Raw genomic sequence first — 19,493 nt, 5'->3', positions numbered from 1 at the left:
CACCCAGCGGCGGGCCCTTTCCGCTGCCCGGACCCGGGCGGGGCCCGGGAGGATCCGGCCGGAGTGCCACGATGAAGCGAATGGTGCTAGCTTCATTAGCACCATGCTGCTGCATCTGGACACCACCGACACCCGCCCCCTGCACGAGCAGGTCGCGGCGGCGATCCGGCGGGCCGTCGCGGAGGGCGAGTGCCGCGCGGGCGAGCGCCTGCCCTCGGCCCGCGACCTCTCCACGGCCCTGGACATCAACGTCAACACCGTCCTGCGCGGCCTGCGCGAACTGCGGGACGAAGGCCTGCTGGAGTTCCGCCGGGGCCGGGGCATCACCGTCGCCGAGGGCGCCGCGGCCCCCCGCTCGGGCCTCCAGATCAAGGTGCGGGAACTGGTCGCGGAAGCCTCCCGGCTGGGATACAGCCGGACCGATCTCATCGACATGATCCGGGGGTTGTCATGACGGACGGACACGACGGAGGGCTCGGCCGGCACCGCGCCGCGCCCTGGGTGCTCGCCGGCGCTACGGCGGCCGTGGCGGCGCTGCTGGCCGTGCTGCCCTGGACCCAGCGGGACCGGCTTCCCGACCGGCTGGCCACCCACTGGAGCGGCGGCTCGGCGCCCGACGGCTCGATGCCGCTGTGGCAGGCCTGCGCGTTCCCCACCGCGGTCTGGCTGCTCATCGCCCTCGCCGTGAGCGTGCGCCGGCGCCGCGCCTGGGCCTCGACGCGCGCCTGGGCCGCGATCGCCCTGGCCCCCGCCGGTGTCGTCCTCCTCGGTGCCCAGGTGTCCATCGTCGGCGCCAACCTCGACCGCGCCGACTGGCACCAGGCCCGGCAGCCGTCCTGGTGGATCGCCGTGACGCTGGCCCTGGCCGCGGTCGCCGGGGTGATCGCCTGGCGGCTGACCGTCCGCGCCGCCTCCGCCGCGCCCCGGGCCGGGACCCCGGCGCTGGACCTGCCGCGGGACGAGCGGCTGGTCTGGTTCTCCCGCGCGGCCAACCCCTGGCTGCAACTGCTGTCCGCGGTCGCCGGTGTGGCCGCCGTGGGCTCGGCCGTGGGACTGGCACTGGGCCTGGCCCCCGCCGGGACGCTCGGGATCGTGTGCGCCTCCTGCGCGGTCGTCGCCCTCGCGGGCACCGTCTCCTCCTCGGTCCGGGCGAAGGTCTCGGAGGCCGGGCTGGAGATCTCCTTCGGCCCGTTCGGCCGGCCCGTCCGCCGCTGGTCCCCCGACGCCCTCGAATCCGCCCGCGCCGAGCGGCGCCTGCCCTCCCAGGTCGGCGGCTGGGGCTACCGCATCAGCGGCCTCGGCACCACGGTCATGCTCCGCGCCGGCGACTGTCTGGTCGTACGGCCCCGGGGCCGGCGCTCCGACTTCGCGGTGAGCCTGGACGACGCGGAACGGGGCGCGGCCCTGCTGAACGCGCTCCGCGCGCGTCAGTCCCGGCCCAGCCGGTCGTAGGTCTCGAAGGTGTACGCGGCGTCGTAGGTCATCAGGTTCCCTTCCGCTGCGGGCAGTGCGAGGCGCCGGTCGAGGACGGTGGTGAGGGGACCGCAGTGTTCGGCGGCGGGCGCGGTGAAGGTGTCGTCATAGGCCGAGAACTCGATCAGCGGCGGGTCCTGGGACACCCAGGTGGACGGGCCCGAGCGCGTCAGCCGGAAGTCCACGGGGGCGCTCGCGCCTATCTCGCAACCGGGCGCCAGCCGCGGGCCGAGGAGGCGGAAGCGGAGGCTGAACCGGCCGGTGTAGAAGTCCGAACGGCCGCCGTACTCGGGCTGTATCGCGAGGTGCCGGACGGGTCCGGGGCCTGCGGGCAGGGCGGTCGGCGTGGTGTGCATCGCTCCCCACACCTGCCCGTCGCCGCCGTCCGGCAGGGGGCCCTCGGCGTGCGTCATGGTGATCGGGGCGAGCTGCACGGACACCGCGCCCATGGTCAACCTCGGTGCGGCCGTGTGCACTTCGCATCTCCAGCGGGCCGGGTCGACGCCGTCGGGAAGGGCCGGGCAGTCACGGAAGCCGGCCTCGGGCACCGGGGTCGCGGCGGAGGCGAATCCGGCGGACGGCAACGCCGGTGACGGGGACGTGACGGCCAGAGGAGTGGTGGGCGGGGACGCGGCCGGGAGGGGCGCGGAGTAGGCGGCACCGGGAGCGCAGACCGCCGCCGTACCGGCGAGGACGGCGGCGCCCACGAGGACGGCGGCGCGGCGAGCGGAACCCGAACGGGGCCCGGCTGCGGGGGATTTCGTCATGGCACCAGCGTGCCGTCCGCGATCACATCCTCACCATCCGTGACTTCCCTGGCGGAACCCTGATCCGCCCCTGAGTGACCGTCAGGGACGGGCCGCACCGGCGCCGCCGGTGGCCGTGGTGAGCGCCGCCGCACGGTGAGGCCCCTGCCCGTGTGTCGCGCACGGACAGGGGCGGCTGGTGGGCCGTGCCAGGACGGTCAGGCGCTGCCGTTGTAGTAGGTGACGTCCCAGTGCAGGGCGCCCTTCTTGGGCTTCTCGTAGGCGTAGACGTTGCCGTTGGCCGACTTGTAGAGCTTGGCGCCGTCACCGCGCGTGCCCGCCGAGCGGAAGTGCTTGCGGATGTAGGTGTCCAGGCAGTTGGTCACGTGCAGGTCGACCTTGTAGCCGTTGTCGTGGCGGTACTTGCCCGTCCGGCTGTGGCCCTTCTCGGTGCCCGCCGTGACCGTCACCGCGCAATGACTCGTGCGCTTCAGGGCGATGACGCCGGAGACGGTGGTGCGGCGAATGCCCGTGAACGACGTGCACCTGCTGTCGTCGCGGTTGTCGCAGTGCCCGGACGAGGTCCAGGACACCCCGTGGGCCCGGAACTCCTTGGCCGCCTGGGCGTGGGTGTACGTCACCGGTGCGACGGCGGACGCCGGCGCGGTCGCGGCCAGCGGCAGGCCGAGCGCGGCCACGAACACGGTGGCGAGGGCGGAACTACGCAAACCAGTCACCTTTTTCCTTCGCGTTCCTTCGAGGAAGCTCTTCGCCGGGAGCGGTCCAGCGGGCGGGTACGGCTCGACGACGGCTGTCAGCACGCCCACTTGTGGGACCGCAGGTACGTGCCGACGCCCTTGAGGTTGGCGCGCCGGCCGCTGGTCAGGCAGAACATCTTCGTGCCGCCGTAGTCGGCGGCGGTGTACGCCGAGACCGGCGCGCCGGACTCGCCGTGGTTGTACGCCGACTGCACGCGGGTTCCCCTGGCCCACTTGCAGGTCCGGGACCCGGCGAGCCAGTCGGCGTCGTCGACCCGCCACTCGCACCGCTGCCCCGTCCCGTTGTCACCGCTCCACACGCAGAACAGGCCGTGCGCGCAGTCGTTGTACGAGGTGGCGGGCGCCGCCTGGGCGGCGGGGGTCAGACAGGCGGCGGACATGGCCACGGTGGCGAACAGCACCGTGAGCCCACGGGGCCGGCCGGATTGCGTCGTCATCGAACCTCCGGAGCGAAGAGCGGAACTGCGCCTGGAGCCGGGCACCCGGCTCCGGCAAGGAGAACTCTGGTCACCGTCCGGGAGCGCTGAGAAGGCGTGCCGGACGGGCGCGTGAGGTGTGCGCCGGGGGTGCGTCCCGCCGGCGCTCCCCGGAGCCCGCCGGGCATGCTCCCGATTCACCCGCGAGGAGGAGGGGAGGTTGACGGCCGGAGGCGCCAACGCGGCGCTCGGACCAGGCCACTTCCGGTGAGACCGCCGTAGAATGACTCCATCGGTGGGCCACTGGTGCCGCCGATGACGGGGGGTACGACCATGAGCACTCGACGGACCGGGCAGGAGCACGGGCAAGGCGCCGACCTGCATGTCTCGTCCCAGGACCTCACCAAGCTGGCGAACGACCTCGGTCATATGCAGGACCACCTCGACCAGCAGGTCGGACGCATGGACGAACTGGTCGACCGCATCGAGGCCGGCTGGCAGGGCCCGGCGGCGAGGGCGTACCGGGAGTTCCACCGGGCGGCGGCGGAGGATGCCGTGCGGATCCGGGAAGTGATGAAACAGCTGGAGGAGGCCGTGCGGTTGAGCCGCGACGGCTTCAGTTCCGACGATCTCCAGGTGCTCGAGCACATGCGGCGGATCCACATCGACATCGACAGCCGCTCCGGGACGCCGGACAAGCCGCTCTGCCACGGTTACCGACACAAGGGGGATCATGTCTGCCGGTTCCGCCGACGACCACATCACCGTCTCGTTCTCCACCCTGCACGAACTCGCCTCCGACCTGGAGGACATCCTCAAGCAGCTCAACGGCCGGCTGGAGGACCTGTTCGACCGCGTGGAGCCCGTCGTCCTGTCCTGGAAGGGCGAGGCCCGCGAGGTGTTCGTGCAGAAGCTCGACGAGTGGGACCGCTCGGCCCAGGACCTCCAGGCGGCCCAGAAATGGCTGCACGCGTACGTGACCACCGGCCACGCCAACTACGCGGCGGCGCACCGTGCGGTACTGCGCGGCTGGGGAGCGGCCTGATGGCAACCCCGCCCCCACCGCAGCCGTCTCCCTCCACCACCCCCTCCGCGAACCCGAACCCTCCGGACGAGCCGAGCGAGCCCAAGCTGCCGTCTCCCAGCCCCGGCCCGTCCCCGGACCCGAACTACAAGCCCCCTCCGCCGCCGCCCACCGGGGCCGACGGCCGGCCGTCGGACGCCCGCCGCAAGTGGGAGCGGGAGCAGCTGAAGCAGCCCGCGCCGGGCAGTGACGGCAAGGGTTTCCACATCGAGCCCGGTCACGTGTACTACACGTCCGCCCTCATCCGTGACGAACAGTTCACCTTCCACAAGGCGGCCATACAGCTGGTCGAGGACGTGCACCACCGGCAGGCGGCCGGGAAGGGATCGGGCGCCGACGACTTCGCGAAGGCCTACGACGAGGTCGCCAAGCTGTTCCTGGAGGTCTGGGCGAAGGCCGTGGCCAGCATCGGCGGGGTCGCCGTCGGGCTGACCCTCACCGCGAACAACTACGTGGCGGCCGACTGGTCGTCCCGCGGCATCTTCGGGCCGCCCCCGCGCAGGGATCCTCCGATCGGCGTGGGCAAGGCGTCCTACGGCCCGGTCGCCTCGATCAAGTGGACGGGCACCGGCGACGGCACGGACGTCCCCATCCTGGGCGCGATCGGCGAAGTACCCGACTTCCTGGCGGATCTGATCAAGCCCGCCATCGAGGAAGGCCTGCGGCTGGGCAAGACCGCCGAGATCACCCCCGGGGCCGAGACCGACGACCTGCGCAGCATCGGGAACGCCTGGGAGGCCGCGGGCAAGGCCGCGCAGAAGTCCGCCGACGCGTTCACCGGCTGCGTCGCGTACCTGACCGACGGCGGCAACAGCGATTGGCAGGGCGCCATGAACGCGTTTTGCCAGTCGATCTGGGGCACCACCGCGTGGGGGCGCAGCTGGAAGCCGGACGGCGGCTTCATGGGCCCGGGGGACACCGGCGGCCGGGACTGGCGCACCAATCCCTCGGTGGCGCCGTCTGCCCGCCGCCCCATCATCGACGTCCTGAAGAAGACCGGCGACGAGATGAAGACGGCGTTCCACGACGCGGCGACCGCCGCGGAGAAGTGCCGGAAGATCACCGAGCACCTGGCCACCGAGGCGGCCAAGGCGACGGTCAAGGACCTGACGCCCGACGGCTTCAGCTGGGAGGAGTTCACCAAGTTCGCCGCCATCGCGACGTTCGGCAAAGTGGTCGCCGTCTTCCGCTCGCACATGGACAAGTCCGGCGCCGACAAGGCTGTGGAGGACTGCCACAAGGCGTTCCACGAGCAGGCGGCCAAGCTCAGGGCGCTCATCCCCGAGCTGAACGAGGCGTCGCTGAGCGCTCCGACGTTCGTGGCGGAAGAGGCGCGCGCGGAGGCGTTCGGCGCACGCTCGCTCAACGACTTCAAGAACGAGCACAAGTGGAGCACGCCGGGTGACGCGGACCACGGGGTCTACAAGGTGGATCTCGCCTCGACGGAGTGGATGCAGAACTCGCACACCGTCACCAAGCATGTCGGTCTGACGGACGAGCAGTTGGCGCAGCGGTTGCGGGACGAGCTGAAGAAGCCGCCCCGCCCCGGAACGGACTGGCCCTATGGGCAGCCCATGGTCGGGGAGGCGTCGACCTTCACCGACCTGGAGTCCGCGCAGAAGATGACGCAGTACAACATCGACCAGAACTCCAAGCAGATCAGCGAATGGATAGCCGCGCAGAAGGAAGAGGAGCCCGGTAAACGGAAACGCCTGGACATCAGCGTTCCCAATACCCCGTACGGAGACAGCGGCCGGAGCATCAGCAAGACGGAGCTCAAGAGCGATCCCTTCCCGGCGGACAAGGCGAGGAATGTGCAGGGCGTCGAAACACGTCTCGTGTACAACGAGGATCTCGATCCCCCGTTCACCGTCATGACCTCGATGCCGAAGAACCTCTGAGAAGTAGGATGAGCGCATGACAAATCCGGGATCCGTGGATTACTGGAGCCTTGAGGGCGCCCGCGTGCTCCTGTCCCCGTACGACCGGTGGGGCACGGGAATTCCCGACGACCCCGCCCAATGGCAGTCGCGGCTGTTCCCCCTCATCCGCGGAATGCGGAATGCGGAACAGGACGGCGGCCGAAATCTCCGCGAGATCGCCGCCGAACTGCGCGTGGCCGCGGACCTCTTCGACGCCGACCCGACGCACGAGGCACTCGGTCGCATTCCCCGTGCGGAGACCGAGGACCGCACGCCCCGGGTGCTCCGGGAGATCGCCGAGCATCTGGTGAGCGGGAAATGGCGGTCCGGTGAAGACGTCCCCCTGACCACGGGCGAGCTGCGGCTGCGCTTCCCGCGCTTCTCCCAGATCCTGCCGGTCTACTGGGGCCAGGACGGCGTCGCGATCAGCGACGGGATGCAGGACTCCTCCGTGGAAGACGGAATCCGCATGTTCATCGAGGAGACGCACCCGCAGTGCCCGTGGCAGCTGCCGAGTGTCGTGTCCGAGTGCTACCAGGCCCTCGCGCTCTTCCACACCGAGGACCAGCTGGACATGTTCTTCTCCCTGGAGGGGATGGGCGGCGGGTCGGGCAGCGCGGACTTCCTCGACTTCTTCCCGCTGCTCGCCCGGCACTGCATCGAGCACCTGAGGGAAGCCCACTCGCCGCTGTGGACACCCGGCCAGGACCGGCCGAGGGGGGACGCCGGCTAGATGCGCACCCGATCCGCCACCTACCCCGACCGGGAAACCGCCCAGTGGGCCACCCAGCAGGTCGTCACCGCCAATGAGCAGCTCATTCACCGCTGGCTCGCGCAGTCCACGCGGGCGCGGTTGACGATCGAGGCGGCCTGGCCCGCGCGGCAGGAGCCGGTCGGGCGGGTGTTGTTGCAGGCGATGATGCTGGCGGGCCGGGAGCCCGTCGAGGCGCGGGCCGCCCGGGTGGTCCTCAGGAGGGACCCCGCGCGCCCGCACGGGTTCGCCGTGCACGCCACCTTCCCGATCCATCTGTAGCGACCCGTAGAGGCTGACCACCGTGCCCCTGAGCCCCCTCGAACACGACCGCCGGTACGGCGAACTCGACCAGGTCATGCGCGCCTACCTGGGGCAGCCCGCCGACGACACCCCGGAGCAGGCCGGTCGGGCGCTCACCGCCTACCTCCGGCACACCTGGCACAGCCGGCCCTGGGCCCTCGCCGTCGCCGAGCGGCAGTTGCGGGAGTACGCCGACAACCCGCCCGGACGGCTTCGGCTGCGCCTCGGGGAGTTCTACGCGATTCCCGACGTCGGGCTGGACCAGGGCGAGATCCAGTCCTGGCTGCGCTGCCTCGCCGACCACATCAGGGCGAGCATCGAGACCGGCGAGGTGCCGGCGCCCGCGGCGCCCGTCACCCACTGGGAGTGGCACGCCCGGTTCCCGGAACTCGGGCAGTTCCTCGGGGGATGGTTCTCCCAGGACATGCCGGACGAGTTCGACGACCACCACGCCGCCGTCGAGGACTACCGGCGCACCACCGACCCGCAGCTCGTCGCCCGCCTCGCGGGCGAGCTACAGGAACTGCTCGCGCTGGACCTGGACGAGTCCGACTACGCCCTCGCCGTCGCGGAACTCGGCATGGAGGTCGACCCGCCGGCGCCCTACTCGCCCAGCGGCTGGCTGGCACTCGTCGCCGGACAGCTCGCAGCGCCCGCGGGCGGGAACTGAGCCACGCGCTTCGGGACCGAGCCGCGCGCCCCGGGGCCGAGGCCGCCGCACCACAGGACAGGGCCGCGCACCCCGACCGGGTGCGCGGCCCTTGTCACGGCCTCCGCTGGGCCGTCACGCCCAGGTGATCAGCCGCTTCGGCTGCTCCAGGATCGCCGCCACGTCGGCGAGGACCTTGGAGCCCAGCTCGCCGTCGACCAGGCGGTGGTCGAAGCTCAGGGCCAGGGTCGTGACCTGGCGGGGCTTGACCTTGCCCTTGTGGACCCAGGGCTGGAGCTTGATCGCGCCGATCGCGAGGATCGCCGACTCGCCGGGGTTGAGGATCGGCGTACCGGTGTCGACGCCGAAGACGCCGACGTTGGTGATGGTCACCGTGCCGCCCTGCATCGCCGACGGGGAGGTCTTGCCCTCGCGCGCCGTGGACACCAGCTCACCGAGCGCGTCGGCCAGTTGGGGCAGCGTCTTGTCGTGCGCGTCCTTGATGTTCGGCACGATCAGACCGCGCGGGGTGGCCGCCGCGATGCCCAGGTTGACGTAGTGCTTGACCACGATCTCCTGGGCCGCCTCGTCCCAGGACGCGTTGATGTCCGGGTTGCGCTTGATGGCGACCAGCAGGGCCTTGGCGATCAGCAGCAGCGGATTGACCCGCCGGCCCTGCATCTCCTTGTCCTGCTTCAGCTCCTCGACCAGCTTCATGGTGCGGGTCACGTCCACCGTCACGAACTCCGTGACGTGCGGCGCCGTGAACGCCGAGCCGACCATCGCCGCCGCCGTCGCCTTGCGCACACCCTTGACGGGGATGCGGGTCTCCCGGGCGCCGTCGTACGTCACCACGGGGGCGGGAGCGGCGGCCGGAGCGGCGGGGGCCGCCACCGGCTCGGGCGCGGCCACCGGCGTGGCCGCCGCGTGGACGTCCTCGCGGGTGATGACGCCGTCCGGGCCGGACGGGGTGACCGTCGCCAGGTCGACGCCGAGGTCCTTGGCCAGCTTGCGCACCGGAGGCTTGGCCAGCGGGCGGGAGCGGTCCGCCACGGGGGCGTGGCCGTTCAGCTCGGCCTGGACGGCCTCGGCCGGCGCCGGGACGGTGACCTCGGGGCCCTTGCGGGGGCGGCGCTTGGTGGAGGACGTCGACACGCCGTAGCCCACCAGGACCGGCTGGCGGCCCTCGGCCTTGGGCTCCTCGGCGGGCGCCGCGGGGGGCGCCGACACCTCGGGCTCAGCGGGCGCCGGGGCCGGGGCTCCGCCCGCGACCTCCACCGTGATGATGGCGGTGCCCACGTCGACCGTGGTCCCCTCGGGGAAGCGCAGTTCGCGGACCACGCCGTCGTAGGGGATGGGCAGTTCGACGGCCGCCTTGGCGGTCTCGACCTCGCACACCACCTGGCCGTCGGTGACCGTGTCGCCCGGCTGGACGTACCACTTGAGGATCTCGGCCTCGGTCAGGCCCTCGCCCACGTCGGGCATCTTGAACTCGCGTACGGACGCGTCCGTCATCGTCGTCACGACCCTCTCCCTCAGTACGCCAGCGAGCGGTCGACGGCGTCGAGCACGCGGTCCAGGTCCGGCAGGTACTCCTCCTCCAGGCGGGCCGGCGGGTACGGGGCGTGGTAGCCGCCGACCCGGAGCACCGGGGCCTCCAGGTGGTAGAAGCAGCGCTCGGTGATCCGGGCGGCGATCTCCGCGCCGGAACCGAAGAACACCGGGGCCTCGTGGACCACGACCAGGCGGCGGGTCTTCTCCACCGAGGCCTGGACGGCGTCGAAGTCGAGTGGGGAGACCGAGCGCAGGTCCAGGACCTCCAGCGACTTGCCCTCCTCGGCGGCCGCGGCGGCGGCCTCCTGGCAGAGCTTCACCATCGGACCGTACGCCGCCAGCGTCAGGTCGGTGCCCTCGCGGACCACCTGCGCCTTGTGCAGCGGGGCGGGGATGGCCTCGACGTCCACCTCGGCCTTGTCCCAGTAGCGGCGCTTGGGCTCGAAGTAGATCACCGGGTCGTCGCTCTGGATGGCCTGCTGCATCATCCAGTAGGCGTCCGAGGCGTTCGAGGGGCTGACGACCTTCAGGCCGGCCACGTGCGCGAACAGGGCCTCGGGGGACTCCGAGTGGTGCTCGACCGCGCCGATGCCGCCGCCGTAGGGGATGCGCACCACGACGGGCATCTTGACCTTGCCCAGCGAGCGCGCGTGCATCTTGGCGAGCTGGGTGACGATCTGGTCGTAGGCCGGGAAGACGAAGCCGTCGAACTGGATCTCCACCACCGGCCGGTAGCCGCGCAGGGCCAGGCCGATCGCGGTGCCGACGATGCCGGACTCGGCGAGCGGGGTGTCGATGACCCGGCTGTCGCCGAAGTCCTTCTGGAGGCCGTCCGTCACCCGGAAGACGCCGCCGAGCTTGCCGACGTCCTCACCCATGACCAGGACCTTGGGGTCGGCCTCCAGGGCGCGGCGCAGCGACTCGTTGATGGCCTTGGCCATCGCCATCTTCTCGGCCATCTCAGTGACCCCCTTCTGCGTCCGCGAACGACGCCTGGTAGGCGGCGAACTGGGCCCGCTCCTCGTCGACGAGCGCGTGCCCGTCCGCGTACACGTTCTCGAAGATGGCGAAGTGGTCCGGGTCGGGCATGGCGCGGACCGCTTCGCGCACTCGCTTGCCCAACGCCTCGGACTCGGCCTCGAGTTCCTCGAAGAATCCCTCGTCCGCGTGGTTCGAGGCCTCCAGGTAGCGGCGAAGGCGCAGGATCGGGTCCTTGGCCTCCCACGCCTGGCGCTCCTCGTCGCCGCGGTAGCGGCTGGGGTCGTCGGAGGTGGTGTGGGCGCCCATGCGGTAGGTGAACGCCTCGACCAGGGTCGGGCCCTCGCCGTTGCGGGCGCGCTCCAGGGCCCACTTGGTGACCGCCAGGCAGGCGAGCACGTCGTTGCCGTCCACGCGCACGCCCGGGAAGCCGTAGCCCTGGGCGCGCTGGTAGAGCGGCACCCGGGTCTGCTTCTCGGTCGGCTCGGAGATCGCCCACTGGTTGTTCTGGCAGAAGAACACCACGGGCGCGTTGTAGACCGCGGAGAAGGTGAAGGACTCGGCCACGTCGCCCTGGCTGGAGGCGCCGTCGCCGAAGTAGGCGATGACCGCCGAGTCGGCGCCGTCCTTGGCCACGCCCATCGCGTAGCCGGTGGCGTGCAGCGTCTGGGAGCCGATGACGATCGTGTACAGGTGGAAGTTGTTGCCGTTGGGGTCCCAGCCGCCGTTGTTCACACCGCGGAACATGCCGAGCAGATTGGTCGGGTCCACCCCACGGCACCAGGCGACGCCGTGCTCGCGGTAGGTCGGGAAGACGTAGTCGTCCTCGCGGGTGGCGCGGCCGGAACCGATCTGGGCGGCCTCCTGGCCGAGCATCGAGGCCCACAGGCCCAGCTCGCCCTGGCGCTGCAGGGCGGTGGCCTCGGCGTCGAAACGACGGGTGAGCACCATGTCGCGGTAGAGGCCGCGCAGGTCTTCGGGGGTGAGGCCGGCGACGTAGGAGTCGTACTCGGCGTTCTTGACCCGCTTGCCCTCCGGCGTCAGAAGCTGCACGAGAGCGGGCTCGGTGCTCTTACCGGCGCCGGCGCGCGCGGTGCGCGGGGCCCGGGTGGTGCTGGTGGTGCGCTTGGCGCCGGTGGCTCCGGACGTCGTCCCGGCGGTGCCGGTCTTGCTGCCGGTGGTGCCGGCTTTGCCTGCGGCGCTGCGCTTGCGCGCGGCACTGCTGTCCACGGTCACGTGTGCTCCTCCGTCGTTCCGGCCCCCGGGGTTGCCGGTAGGCCAGTGCGGCTCACCTGTTTCGACCACCGGGCACGGGGTGGGTGCCACTCGGCCGGGAACAGGCGTGACAGGTGCCCCGGCGAGCGCCCTGCAACCATTACGTTACCCAGTGCTCCACAATTCTGTGAAACCCCACCTGACCTGCGATTTTGCTTGGATTTCCAAGTAAATCGAGATGGTGCGGAAGCGTGCTGGTCACAGCCTTGTGGCAAGGCCGGAGCACCCGCACGTTATCCCGCTCACCCAGGTGACGGGAAGAGTTCGCGGTGGATACCGGAATACACGTGTGCGTTCACGGCGGTACACCCTGTGACCGAATGCGATCAGCGCTGACTTCCTGTGACAATGCCCAGCTCACAGGCCTTTTCGGTGCCCTAGCATCTCCGGCGTGCCGCGCCCTTGTGTACCACCCCCCGTGCCCCCGGTGGGCGCCCTTCTACGCCTTTACGACACCGCGGGTACCGCTGTGGCCTGCGAACCGGTCGACCAGGGCCTGCTCAATCGCGGCTACCGGCTGTGCACCACGCGCGGCCGCTATTTCCTCAAGCACCACTTCGATCCCGACACCGCCGACCCGGCCGCCATCGAACGCCGGCACCGGGCCACCCAGCGCCTGGCCGACCTGGGCGTCCCGGTCGCCGTGCCGCTCGCGCACCGCGAGGGCCGCACCGTCGCCGTGATCGGCGGCCACGCCTACGCCCTGCACCCCTGGATCGACGGCGGGCACCGCGACGGCGGCCAGCTCACCCGCTCGGAGAGCGCCCGTCTCGGGGCGCTGCTCGGCGCCGTGCACGCCTGTCTGGAGCGCGTGATGCCGCCCAAGGGGCGCACCCGCCCGGCCACCGGACCGCATCCCGTGCAGAGCGCCGATCCCGCCGACACCTTCGACCTCATCGGCCGGCTGCTCGCCCGGGTGCGCCGGCACCGTCCCGCCGACGCCTTCGACGCGCTGGCCCGGCACCGGCTGCTGGAGCGGCGCGCACTGCTGGAGCGGCACGCGGACCGGCGCCCGCCGCCCGGCGGACCGGTCGGCTGGGTGCACGGCGACTTCCACCCGTTCAACCTGCTCTACAGGGACGGCGCCCCCGCGGCCATCGTGGACTGGGACCGGCTCGGCGTGCAGCCGCGCGCCGAGGAGGCGGTACGCGCCGCCGCGATCTTCTTCGTCCGCCCGGAGGGCACACTGGACCTGCCGAAGGTGCGGGCGTACGCCCGCGCGTACCGGCGCGCGGCCGGCGCCACCTCCGGGGAACTGACGGCGGCCGTGCACCGGGTGTGGTGGGAGCGGTTGAACGACTTCTGGATGCTGCGCTGGCACTACGAGCGCGGCGACACCCGCGCCGACTGCCAGTTCCCGGCCGCCTCCGCGCTCGCGGTGTGGTGGACCCGGCAGTACGACGCGGTGTGCGAGGCGTTCACCCGGTGACCGGCGGCGCCGCTCAGCCGGTGGGCAGGCCCGCCCCGCCGGCCGACAGGCCGCCGTCGTTGGTGGTGCCGCCGCCGTTGGCGCCCGCGTCCGTGCCGCCGTCCGAGCTGCCGGCGTCCGTGCCGCCGTCGCCGGTCCCCGCGTCCGCGCCGCCGCTCGACGGGTCCGCGGGCTGCGAGGCCGTGCTCTGCGGGGCGGTCGGCTGGCCGCTCTGGCCGGTGTTCTGCGGCTGCGACGGGGTGTACGACGGCGTGTACGACGGCTGTCCCCAGCCCGACCCGGAACCGGTGTCCGACCCGTTGTCGGTGGTGGTGTCCGTGGGCCGCCCGGTGCTGTCGTCGGTCGGGCTCGCGGTCTCGGAGTCGTCCTTGGTGCTCTTGGTGTGCGTCGCCGGCGGCTTGGTGTCGGTGCCGGAACCGCCGCCGGTGTCCGTGCCCTTGACCGCCAGTGCCACGCCCGCCGCGATGGCGATGACCGCGAGCACGGCGAGGATCCACAGCTTGCCGCGGCCGCTGCCCTTGTTGCCGTGGCCCTCGAAGCCGCCGTCGTCACCGCTGCCGTAGCCCTGCGGCAGCAGGGGCTGCGGGATCTGGGCGGTGCCGGCGCCGTCCATGGAGTGCGGCATCACGGTCGTGCCCGCGAAGCCGCCCGCGGGGGTCTGCCGGGCGTCGTGCGCGGTCACCGGGCCGGTGTTCCAGGTGCCCGTGTGTCCGCCCTGGTCGTACAGCATCTGCAGGCCGTACTGGACCAGGCCGCGCATCTCCTCGGCCGTCTGGAACCGGTCGTCCGGCTCCTTGGCGAGCGAGCGCATGACCAGGCCGTCCAGCTCCGGCGGGCAGGCCTGAAGGACCTGCGACGGCGGCACCGGCGTGTCCTGCACGTGCTGGTAGACCACCGACAGCGGGGTCTCACCGGTGAACGGGGGCCGCAGCGCGAGCAGTTCGTACAGCAGGCAGCCGGTCGCGTACAGGTCGGAACGGTGGTCGACGGCCTTGCCGAGCGCCTGCTCCGGGGAGAGGTACTGGGGGGTGCCCATGACCATGCCGGTCTGGGTCATCGTGGACTGCGCGCCGTGCAGGGCGCGGGCGATGCCGAAGTCCATCACCTTGACGGCGCCGCTGTCGGTGATGATCACGTTCGCCGGCTTGATGTCGCGGTGCACGATGCCGTGCTGGTGGGAGTAGGCGAGCGCCTCCAGGACACCGGAGACGATGATCAGCGCCTGCTCCGGGCCCGGCGCCTCCGCGTTGATCAGGAGATCGCGGATGGTGCGGCCCTCGACCAGCTCCATGACGATGTACGGCACGGACTGGCCGTTCACGACGTCCTCACCGGAGTCGTACACCGCCACGATCGCGTGGTGGTTGAGTCCGGCGACCGACTGTGCCTCACGTGTGAAACGGGCCTTGGAGACGGGGTCCTCGGCCAGGTCGGCGCGGAGCAGCTTGACCGCGACCGTACGGCCCAGACGGACGTCCTCGGCGGCGAAGACCTCGGCCATGCCGCCGCGGCCGAGCCGGTGCGTGAGCCGGTACCGGCCGTCGCCGACGAGCCCTCCGTTGCCCCACGTCTCCGGCGCGTCCGACATGCCGCCGCCAGACGCCTCGGGGTCGGACGGGCCCTGGGCGCGCTGCGTCTGTGCCATCAGTCCTCGCCGTCGTTTCTGCCCGCGGTGCGCGCGGTGTTGTCACGGTCTCCGTCGGCCACGCTACAGCCTCCGTGGGGGCCACCGGTCCGGAACCGGAACCGGGACCAGCCAAGCGACGGACCGGCCATGAAACCCCCAGCAAGGGCCGTCGTGCAAATTGTGTGTGCCGGTCGTACACCCCCTGTAACGCTTGCGCGACGCTTCTTGCGCGTACGGTCACGGAACGGGCACCGAGCTTGACGTGTCCGGGGCCTGGGGCAGACTTGGCCGGGAATGACACATTCGATCAAGGCCCGCGCGATGAGCCAGGGCATCCGACGGCCGACGGGGGACGCGGAAAGATGAGCCAGGACGGCGCACACGGCCGGTACGCGGGGCAGGCGCTGGCCGGTGGCCGCTACCAGCTGCGCGACTTGCTCGGCGAGGGCGGCATGGCCTCCGTGCACCTCGCGTACGACTCCGTGCTGGACCGTCAGGTCGCGATCAAGACACTTCACACCGAACTCGGCCGCGAACAGGCCTTCCGCGAGCGCTTCCGCCGCGAGGCACAGGCCGTGGCGAAACTCACGCACACCAACATCGTCTCCGTCTTCGACACGGGCGAGGACGACCTGGGCGGCCTGGCCACGCCGTACATCGTCATGGAGTACGTCGAGGGCCGCCCGCTCGGCTCCGTGCTCGAAGAGGACATCCGGCAGTACGGCGCCATGCCCGCCGACAAGGCGCTGAAGGTCACCGCCGACGTGCTGGCGGCGCTGGACATCAGCCATGAGATGGGGCTCGTCCACCGCGACATCAAGCCGGGCAACGTGATGATGACCAAGCGCGGTGTGGTCAAGGTCATGGACTTCGGCATCGCCCGCGCCATGCAGTCCGGTGTGACGTCGATGACGCAGACCGGCATGGTCGTCGGCACCCCGCAGTACCTCTCGCCCGAGCAGGCCCTCGGCCGTGGCGTGGACGCCCGCTCCGACCTGTACTCGGTCGGCATCATGCTGTTCCAACTGGTCACCGGGCGGCTGCCGTTCGACGCGGACTCCCCGCTGGCCATCGCGTACGCGCATGTGCAGGAGGAGCCGGTCGCGCCGTCCTCCGTCAACCGCTCGCTGCCCCCCGCGGTGGACGCGCTGGTCGCCCGCGCGCTGCGGAAGAACCCGAACGAGCGGTTCCCGACCGCCGACGCCATGCGCGAGGAGTGCCTTCGGGTCGCCGCCTCCTTCCAGGCGGCGGCGCCGAGCATCGTGCCCGGCGCGGGTCCGCAGCAGAGCGGCTCGGGAGTCGGCTCCGCGGTCTTCCCGCCGGTCGACCAGGCGCGGCAGACGCCGCCCGGGCCGGTGCAGACGCCGTACCAGCCGGGCCCGTACGGCCCCGGCCAGGGCACCCCCGCCCCGGTCGCGCCCGCCCCGGCCTACGGCTATCCGCAGCAGGCCGGCTACCAGACCCCGCCCGTGGGCTACGGGCCGCAGACCCCGCCGCCGTACGCCCAGACGCCGCACACGTCCGTGCAGGGGGCCGGGCGTGGCTCCGACGGCGGCCGGGGCAACAAGGCCGTGATCATCGGCGCGAGCGTGGTGTCGCTCGCCGCGGTCGCCGGCCTGATCGTGGCGCTGACCGCGAACAGTGGCGGTGACGAGGACACGGGCGGGCGCGGCGGCGCCTCCGCCTCGGCGGCCGCCTCGCACCGGCCGGGCTACCGGGCACCGGACACCACCCGGGTGATCGACAAGACGAAGTGCACGGAGCCGGAGGAGTCCTACGACGACCCCGCCAAGATCCGGCTGCCCGACTTCCGCTACAAGGACATCAACTCCGTCAAGGCGTGCTTCCAGGCGGCCGGCTGGCAGCTGAAGGTCAAGAAGGTGGACGACAACACCTGGGGCGACGGGACCGTGATGGACCAGTTCCCGTCCCAGGGCACGGACGTGAACGCCAAGGACCCGGGCACCATCGAGCTGAGCGTGTCGACGGGCAATCCGCCGCAGTGACGCGCGCGTGAAGAAGGGCCCGGCGCCGGTGCGCCGGGCCCTTTCGCGCGGTCGGGGGGTTATTAGAGGTACGGGCCGCCCGAGCGGCCGCCGGCCGGATGGTCGTCGCCGTCGGGGCCCGTGACGCCCGGCGGGAGCGCCCGGCGCATCTGCTCCAGCTGGGCGCGGGCGGCCATCTGCTGGGCGAACAGCGTGGTCTGGATGCCGTGGAAGAGGCCCTCCAGCCAGCCCACCAACTGGGCCTGCGCGATCCGCAGTTCCGCGTCGCTCGGAGTGGCGTCGTCGGTGAACGGCAGCGACAGCCGCTCCAGCTCCTCGACCAGCTCCGGCGCCAGCCCGTCCTCCAGCTCCTTGACCGAGCTGGCGTGGATCTCCTTCAGCCGCACCCGGCTGGCCTCGTCGAGGGGAGCCGCACGCACCTCCTCCAGGAGCTGCTTGATCATGCTGCCGATCCGCATGACCTTGGCGGGCTGCTCGACCTGCTCCGTCACCGGAGTCTCGCGGGAATCGTCGTTCCCGGTGCCTCCGCCGAGCGCCATCCCGTCCTGGCCCACGACGAGGATCTGGGGATTCTCGGGCGACCGTTCGTTCCTCGGCATCTCCATGCCGCCATTCTCTCGCACCCGCCCACCTCGTCACCGGGGTGCCCCCCGGATCGGCCGATCGTCGGTTTAGACCCGTCGGCCCAATCCGGAATGCCCGGAGAGTCGGTGGATGTGAGGCTGTTCCCGTCGGTTCATCCATCGATCACGGCTCACGCCGGCTGGGCTCCGGGAGGTCACCGACGTGACTCCATGGCTGCGACTCACCCACCGCTCGCTGCGGCTGCTGGTCGTCCTCGCGACGGCCCTGCCCGCCTACGGCGCCGCCACCGCGTACGCCGGCCCCGGCACCCCGCACTCCTCGACGCCCGCGGCACCTCCCCCGTCTCCCTCGTCCTCCGCCTCGGGGCACGCGGGCAGCTCCGGCGACCCGGCCCGCCCGGCGCACGATCACCAGGACGGCCCGGGGCACGAACCCGGTCACGAGCACGACGGTCCGGGGCCCGGCGATCCCCCGCGTCCCACGCACGCCCCGCGGCCCTCCGCCTCCTCGAACCACCCGCCGTCCGAGCCGTCCCGGGCCGGGAGCGGGGCCGGAGAGGGCAGGATGCGCCCGGGCCGGCCGGACGGCCCCTGGGCCGAGGTGGAGGGCGACGACGACCCGGTCGGCTCCGCCGCGGCCCAGCCCGCGGAACCGGAGACCGCCGAGAGCCCCACGTCCGCGGCCTCGCCCCCGCCCCGGGACGCGGGCCTCGATCCCACGGGGGCCCCGCGGGACGCGGCCCGGCAGAGCAAGAACGCGAGCGAGCCGGAGCTGCGGATCCTCCCGCTGGGCAGCGGGCTCGTCCTCATCGGCCTGGGGCTGGGGCTGGCCTTCCTGGGCCTGCGGCTGCGCAGGGGCTGAGCGCCCCCGCGCACACCGGCGGACTCCGTTACGGCGCCAGCAGCAAGACCTTGCCGATGTGGCCGCTCTCCTCGACCACGCGGTGGGCCTGCGCGGCCTCCGGCATCGGCAGCGCCCGGTCCACCACCGGCCGGACGTGCCCCGCCGCGAGCAGCGGCCAGACGTGCTCCCGCACCGCGGCCACGATGGTGGCCTTCTCGCCCAGCGGACGGGCCCGCAGCGAGGTGGCGCTGACGGCGGCCCGCTTGCTCAGCAGCGCCCCGATGTTCAGCTCGCCCTTGGCGCCGCCCTGCATCCCGATGATCGCCAGCCGCCCGTTGACGGCGAGCGCCTGGATGTTGCGGTCGAGGTACTTGGCGCCCATGTTGTCGAGGATGACGTCGGCGCCCGCGCCGCCGGTGGCTTCCTTGATCTCGGCGACGAAGTCCTGCTCCCGGTAGTTGATCAGGATGTCCGCGCCCAGCTCGGCGCAGCGCTCCAGCTTCTCCTTGGTCCCGGCGGTCACCGCGACCTTGGCGCCGAGAGCCTTGGCCAGCTGGATCGCCATGGTGCCGATGCCGCTGGAGCCGCCGTGCACGAGCAGCGTCTCGCCGGGGCGCAGATGGGCGACCATGAACACGTTGGACCAGACCGTGCACGCCACCTCGGGCAGCGCGGCGGCCTGGGCGAGGTCGACGCCCTGCGGGACGGGCAGCAGCTGCCCGGCGGGTACGGCGACCTTCTGGGCGTAGCCGCCGCCCGCGAGCAGGGCGCACACCTCGTCGCCGACGGCCCAGCCGGACACTCCGGGGCCGAGCGCGGCGATCCGGCCGGAGCACTCCAGGCCGGGGTAGGGGGAGGCGCCGGGCGGCGGGTCGTAGAAGCCCTGGCGCTGCAGGATGTCGGCGCGGTTGACGGCACCGGCCACCACCTCGACCAGCACCTCGCCCTCGCCGGGCACCGGGTCGGGGACCTCGTCCCACACCAGCGCCTCGGGACCACCAGGTTCGGGAATCGTGATCGCATGCATGCTGGTGACGCTACTCCCCGAGGGGCCGCGGTGCCGGTGCGCGGGG

At 72.1% G+C, this 19,493-nt stretch carries 19 protein-coding genes and 1 pseudogene; 11 read left to right on the top strand and 9 right to left on the bottom strand.

Translation table 11 applies throughout. The features are described 5' to 3' along the window. Positions 1-103 precede the first annotated feature (103 nt). On the top strand, positions 104-454 hold the full coding sequence (locus HZZ00_RS00415) for a GntR family transcriptional regulator (RefSeq protein WP_070024375.1): 351 nt from the start codon (positions 104-106) through the stop codon (positions 452-454). Continuing rightward, positions 451-1,452, top strand: a complete 1,002-nt coding sequence (locus HZZ00_RS00410) for a DUF1648 domain-containing protein (protein WP_257585572.1) — start codon at positions 451-453, stop codon at positions 1,450-1,452. The genes HZZ00_RS00415 and HZZ00_RS00410 overlap by 4 nt, the downstream gene beginning before the upstream one ends. Here HZZ00_RS00410 and HZZ00_RS00405 read toward each other — a convergent pair. From HZZ00_RS00405 to HZZ00_RS00395, 3 genes are all read right to left on the bottom strand, one after another. Further along, positions 1,428-2,240 (bottom strand): hypothetical protein, encoded by an 813-nt coding sequence (locus tag HZZ00_RS00405; protein ID WP_257585573.1) that lies wholly within the window; start codon positions 2,238-2,240, stop codon positions 1,428-1,430. The two genes, HZZ00_RS00410 and HZZ00_RS00405, sit on opposite strands and share 25 nt — an antisense overlap. A 197-nt stretch (positions 2,241-2,437) precedes the next feature. Beyond that, entirely contained in the window at positions 2,438-2,947 is a 510-nt protein-coding gene (locus HZZ00_RS00400; RefSeq protein WP_180330313.1) for a hypothetical protein, read from the bottom strand. A gap of 86 nt (positions 2,948-3,033) precedes the next feature. After that, a complete protein-coding gene (locus HZZ00_RS00395) occupies positions 3,034-3,435 on the bottom strand; it encodes a peptidase inhibitor family I36 protein (protein WP_180330314.1) in 402 nt (133 codons plus the stop codon). A 294-nt stretch (positions 3,436-3,729) separates the two neighbouring features. Here HZZ00_RS00395 and HZZ00_RS00390 point away from each other — a divergent pair. From HZZ00_RS00390 to HZZ00_RS00365, 6 genes and pseudogenes are all read left to right on the top strand, one after another. Beyond that, positions 3,730-3,978 (top strand): annotated as a pseudogene (locus HZZ00_RS00390) (WXG100 family type VII secretion target); the annotation flags it as partial. 169 nt (positions 3,979-4,147) lie between these two features. Further along, positions 4,148-4,459, top strand: a complete 312-nt coding sequence (locus HZZ00_RS00385) for a WXG100 family type VII secretion target (protein WP_180333331.1) — start codon at positions 4,148-4,150, stop codon at positions 4,457-4,459. Then, complete coding sequence (locus HZZ00_RS38160) at positions 4,459-6,399, top strand: RNase A-like domain-containing protein (RefSeq protein ID WP_257586040.1); 1,941 nt, start codon at positions 4,459-4,461, stop codon at positions 6,397-6,399. Before HZZ00_RS00385 ends, HZZ00_RS38160 begins: the two co-directional genes overlap by 1 nt. Positions 6,400-6,415: 16 nt before the next feature. Beyond that, complete coding sequence (locus HZZ00_RS00375) at positions 6,416-7,153, top strand: hypothetical protein (RefSeq protein ID WP_180330315.1); 738 nt, start codon at positions 6,416-6,418, stop codon at positions 7,151-7,153. Beyond that, positions 7,154-7,453, top strand: a complete 300-nt coding sequence (locus HZZ00_RS00370; protein WP_180330316.1) for an RNase A-like domain-containing protein — start codon at positions 7,154-7,156, stop codon at positions 7,451-7,453. 22 nt (positions 7,454-7,475) lie between these two features. After that, positions 7,476-8,144: a contact-dependent growth inhibition system immunity protein gene (locus HZZ00_RS00365; RefSeq protein ID WP_180330317.1), complete on the top strand. Its 669-nt coding sequence runs from the start codon at positions 7,476-7,478 to the stop codon at positions 8,142-8,144. A 114-nt stretch (positions 8,145-8,258) separates the two neighbouring features. Here HZZ00_RS00365 and HZZ00_RS00360 read toward each other — a convergent pair whose 3' ends face one another. From HZZ00_RS00360 to pdhA, 3 genes are read right to left on the bottom strand one after another with little or no spacing between them, the layout of a single operon-like run. Next, positions 8,259-9,647 (bottom strand): dihydrolipoamide acetyltransferase family protein, encoded by a 1,389-nt coding sequence (locus HZZ00_RS00360; protein ID WP_180330318.1) that lies wholly within the window; start codon positions 9,645-9,647, stop codon positions 8,259-8,261. An 11-nt stretch (positions 9,648-9,658) separates the two neighbouring features. Further along, entirely contained in the window at positions 9,659-10,636 is a 978-nt protein-coding gene (locus tag HZZ00_RS00355) for an alpha-ketoacid dehydrogenase subunit beta (RefSeq protein ID WP_070024386.1), read from the bottom strand. Between the two features lies 1 nt (position 10,637). Further along, positions 10,638-11,891 (bottom strand): pyruvate dehydrogenase (acetyl-transferring) E1 component subunit alpha, encoded by a 1,254-nt coding sequence (pdhA, locus tag HZZ00_RS00350; RefSeq protein WP_180330319.1) that lies wholly within the window; start codon positions 11,889-11,891, stop codon positions 10,638-10,640. A 430-nt stretch (positions 11,892-12,321) separates the two neighbouring features. Here pdhA and HZZ00_RS00345 point away from each other — a divergent pair, with 430 nt between their 5' ends. Continuing rightward, entirely contained in the window at positions 12,322-13,359 is a 1,038-nt protein-coding gene (locus tag HZZ00_RS00345) for a phosphotransferase (RefSeq protein ID WP_374028506.1), read from the top strand. Positions 13,360-13,372: 13 nt separating this feature from the next. Here HZZ00_RS00345 and HZZ00_RS00340 read toward each other — a convergent pair whose 3' ends face one another. Further along, a complete protein-coding gene (locus tag HZZ00_RS00340; protein ID WP_180330321.1) occupies positions 13,373-15,004 on the bottom strand; it encodes a protein kinase in 1,632 nt (543 codons plus the stop codon). A gap of 344 nt (positions 15,005-15,348) precedes the next feature. Here HZZ00_RS00340 and HZZ00_RS00335 point away from each other — a divergent pair, with 344 nt between their 5' ends. Then, a complete protein-coding gene (locus tag HZZ00_RS00335) occupies positions 15,349-16,992 on the top strand; it encodes a protein kinase (protein WP_180330322.1) in 1,644 nt (547 codons plus the stop codon). A 62-nt stretch (positions 16,993-17,054) separates the two neighbouring features. On the opposite strand, the gene HZZ00_RS00330 is transcribed toward HZZ00_RS00335, so the two are convergent. Then, positions 17,055-17,597, bottom strand: coding sequence for a bacterial proteasome activator family protein (locus tag HZZ00_RS00330; protein WP_070024393.1), 543 nt, complete (start codon positions 17,595-17,597; stop codon positions 17,055-17,057). A gap of 181 nt (positions 17,598-17,778) precedes the next feature. Here HZZ00_RS00330 and HZZ00_RS00325 point away from each other — a divergent pair, with 181 nt between their 5' ends. Beyond that, positions 17,779-18,438 (top strand): hypothetical protein, encoded by a 660-nt coding sequence (locus tag HZZ00_RS00325; RefSeq protein ID WP_180330323.1) that lies wholly within the window; start codon positions 17,779-17,781, stop codon positions 18,436-18,438. A 28-nt stretch (positions 18,439-18,466) separates the two neighbouring features. On the opposite strand, the gene HZZ00_RS00320 is transcribed toward HZZ00_RS00325, so the two are convergent. Continuing rightward, positions 18,467-19,447, bottom strand: coding sequence for an NAD(P)H-quinone oxidoreductase (locus HZZ00_RS00320; protein ID WP_180330324.1), 981 nt, complete (start codon positions 19,445-19,447; stop codon positions 18,467-18,469). Between the last annotated feature and the right edge of the window lie 46 nt (positions 19,448-19,493).

Origin of the sequence: Streptomyces sp. NEAU-sy36 (assembly GCF_013423905.1) — a bacterium.
Lineage (GTDB): Bacteria > Actinomycetota > Actinomycetes > Streptomycetales > Streptomycetaceae > Streptomyces > Streptomyces misionensis.
Note: the sequence above shows the minus strand (reverse complement) of the source record. Positions and strands in the feature narration are given on the sequence as shown.

Bases quoted from the DNA above. Each gene is read 5' to 3' on its own strand.
- HZZ00_RS00385 (WP_180333331.1), top strand. From the start codon at position 4,148: ATGTCTGCCGGTTCCGCCGACGACCACATCACCGTCTCGTTCTCCACC.
- HZZ00_RS00375 (WP_180330315.1), top strand. From the start codon at position 6,416: ATGACAAATCCGGGATCCGTGGATTACTGGAGCCTTGAGGGCGCCCGC.
- HZZ00_RS00395 (WP_180330314.1), bottom strand. From the start codon at position 3,435: ATGACGACGCAATCCGGCCGGCCCCGTGGGCTCACGGTGCTGTTCGCC.
- HZZ00_RS00410 (WP_257585572.1), top strand. From the start codon at position 451: ATGACGGACGGACACGACGGAGGGCTCGGCCGGCACCGCGCCGCGCCC.
- HZZ00_RS38160 (WP_257586040.1), top strand. From the start codon at position 4,459: ATGGCAACCCCGCCCCCACCGCAGCCGTCTCCCTCCACCACCCCCTCC.
- HZZ00_RS00355 (WP_070024386.1), bottom strand. From the start codon at position 10,636: ATGGCCGAGAAGATGGCGATGGCCAAGGCCATCAACGAGTCGCTGCGC.
- HZZ00_RS00335 (WP_180330322.1), top strand. From the start codon at position 15,349: ATGAGCCAGGACGGCGCACACGGCCGGTACGCGGGGCAGGCGCTGGCC.
- HZZ00_RS00370 (WP_180330316.1), top strand. From the start codon at position 7,154: ATGCGCACCCGATCCGCCACCTACCCCGACCGGGAAACCGCCCAGTGG.
- HZZ00_RS00330 (WP_070024393.1), bottom strand. From the start codon at position 17,597: ATGGAGATGCCGAGGAACGAACGGTCGCCCGAGAATCCCCAGATCCTC.
- HZZ00_RS00340 (WP_180330321.1), bottom strand. From the start codon at position 15,004: ATGGCACAGACGCAGCGCGCCCAGGGCCCGTCCGACCCCGAGGCGTCT.
- HZZ00_RS00320 (WP_180330324.1), bottom strand. From the start codon at position 19,447: ATGCATGCGATCACGATTCCCGAACCTGGTGGTCCCGAGGCGCTGGTG.
- HZZ00_RS00415 (WP_070024375.1), top strand. From the start codon at position 104: ATGCTGCTGCATCTGGACACCACCGACACCCGCCCCCTGCACGAGCAG.
- HZZ00_RS00405 (WP_257585573.1), bottom strand. From the start codon at position 2,240: ATGACGAAATCCCCCGCAGCCGGGCCCCGTTCGGGTTCCGCTCGCCGC.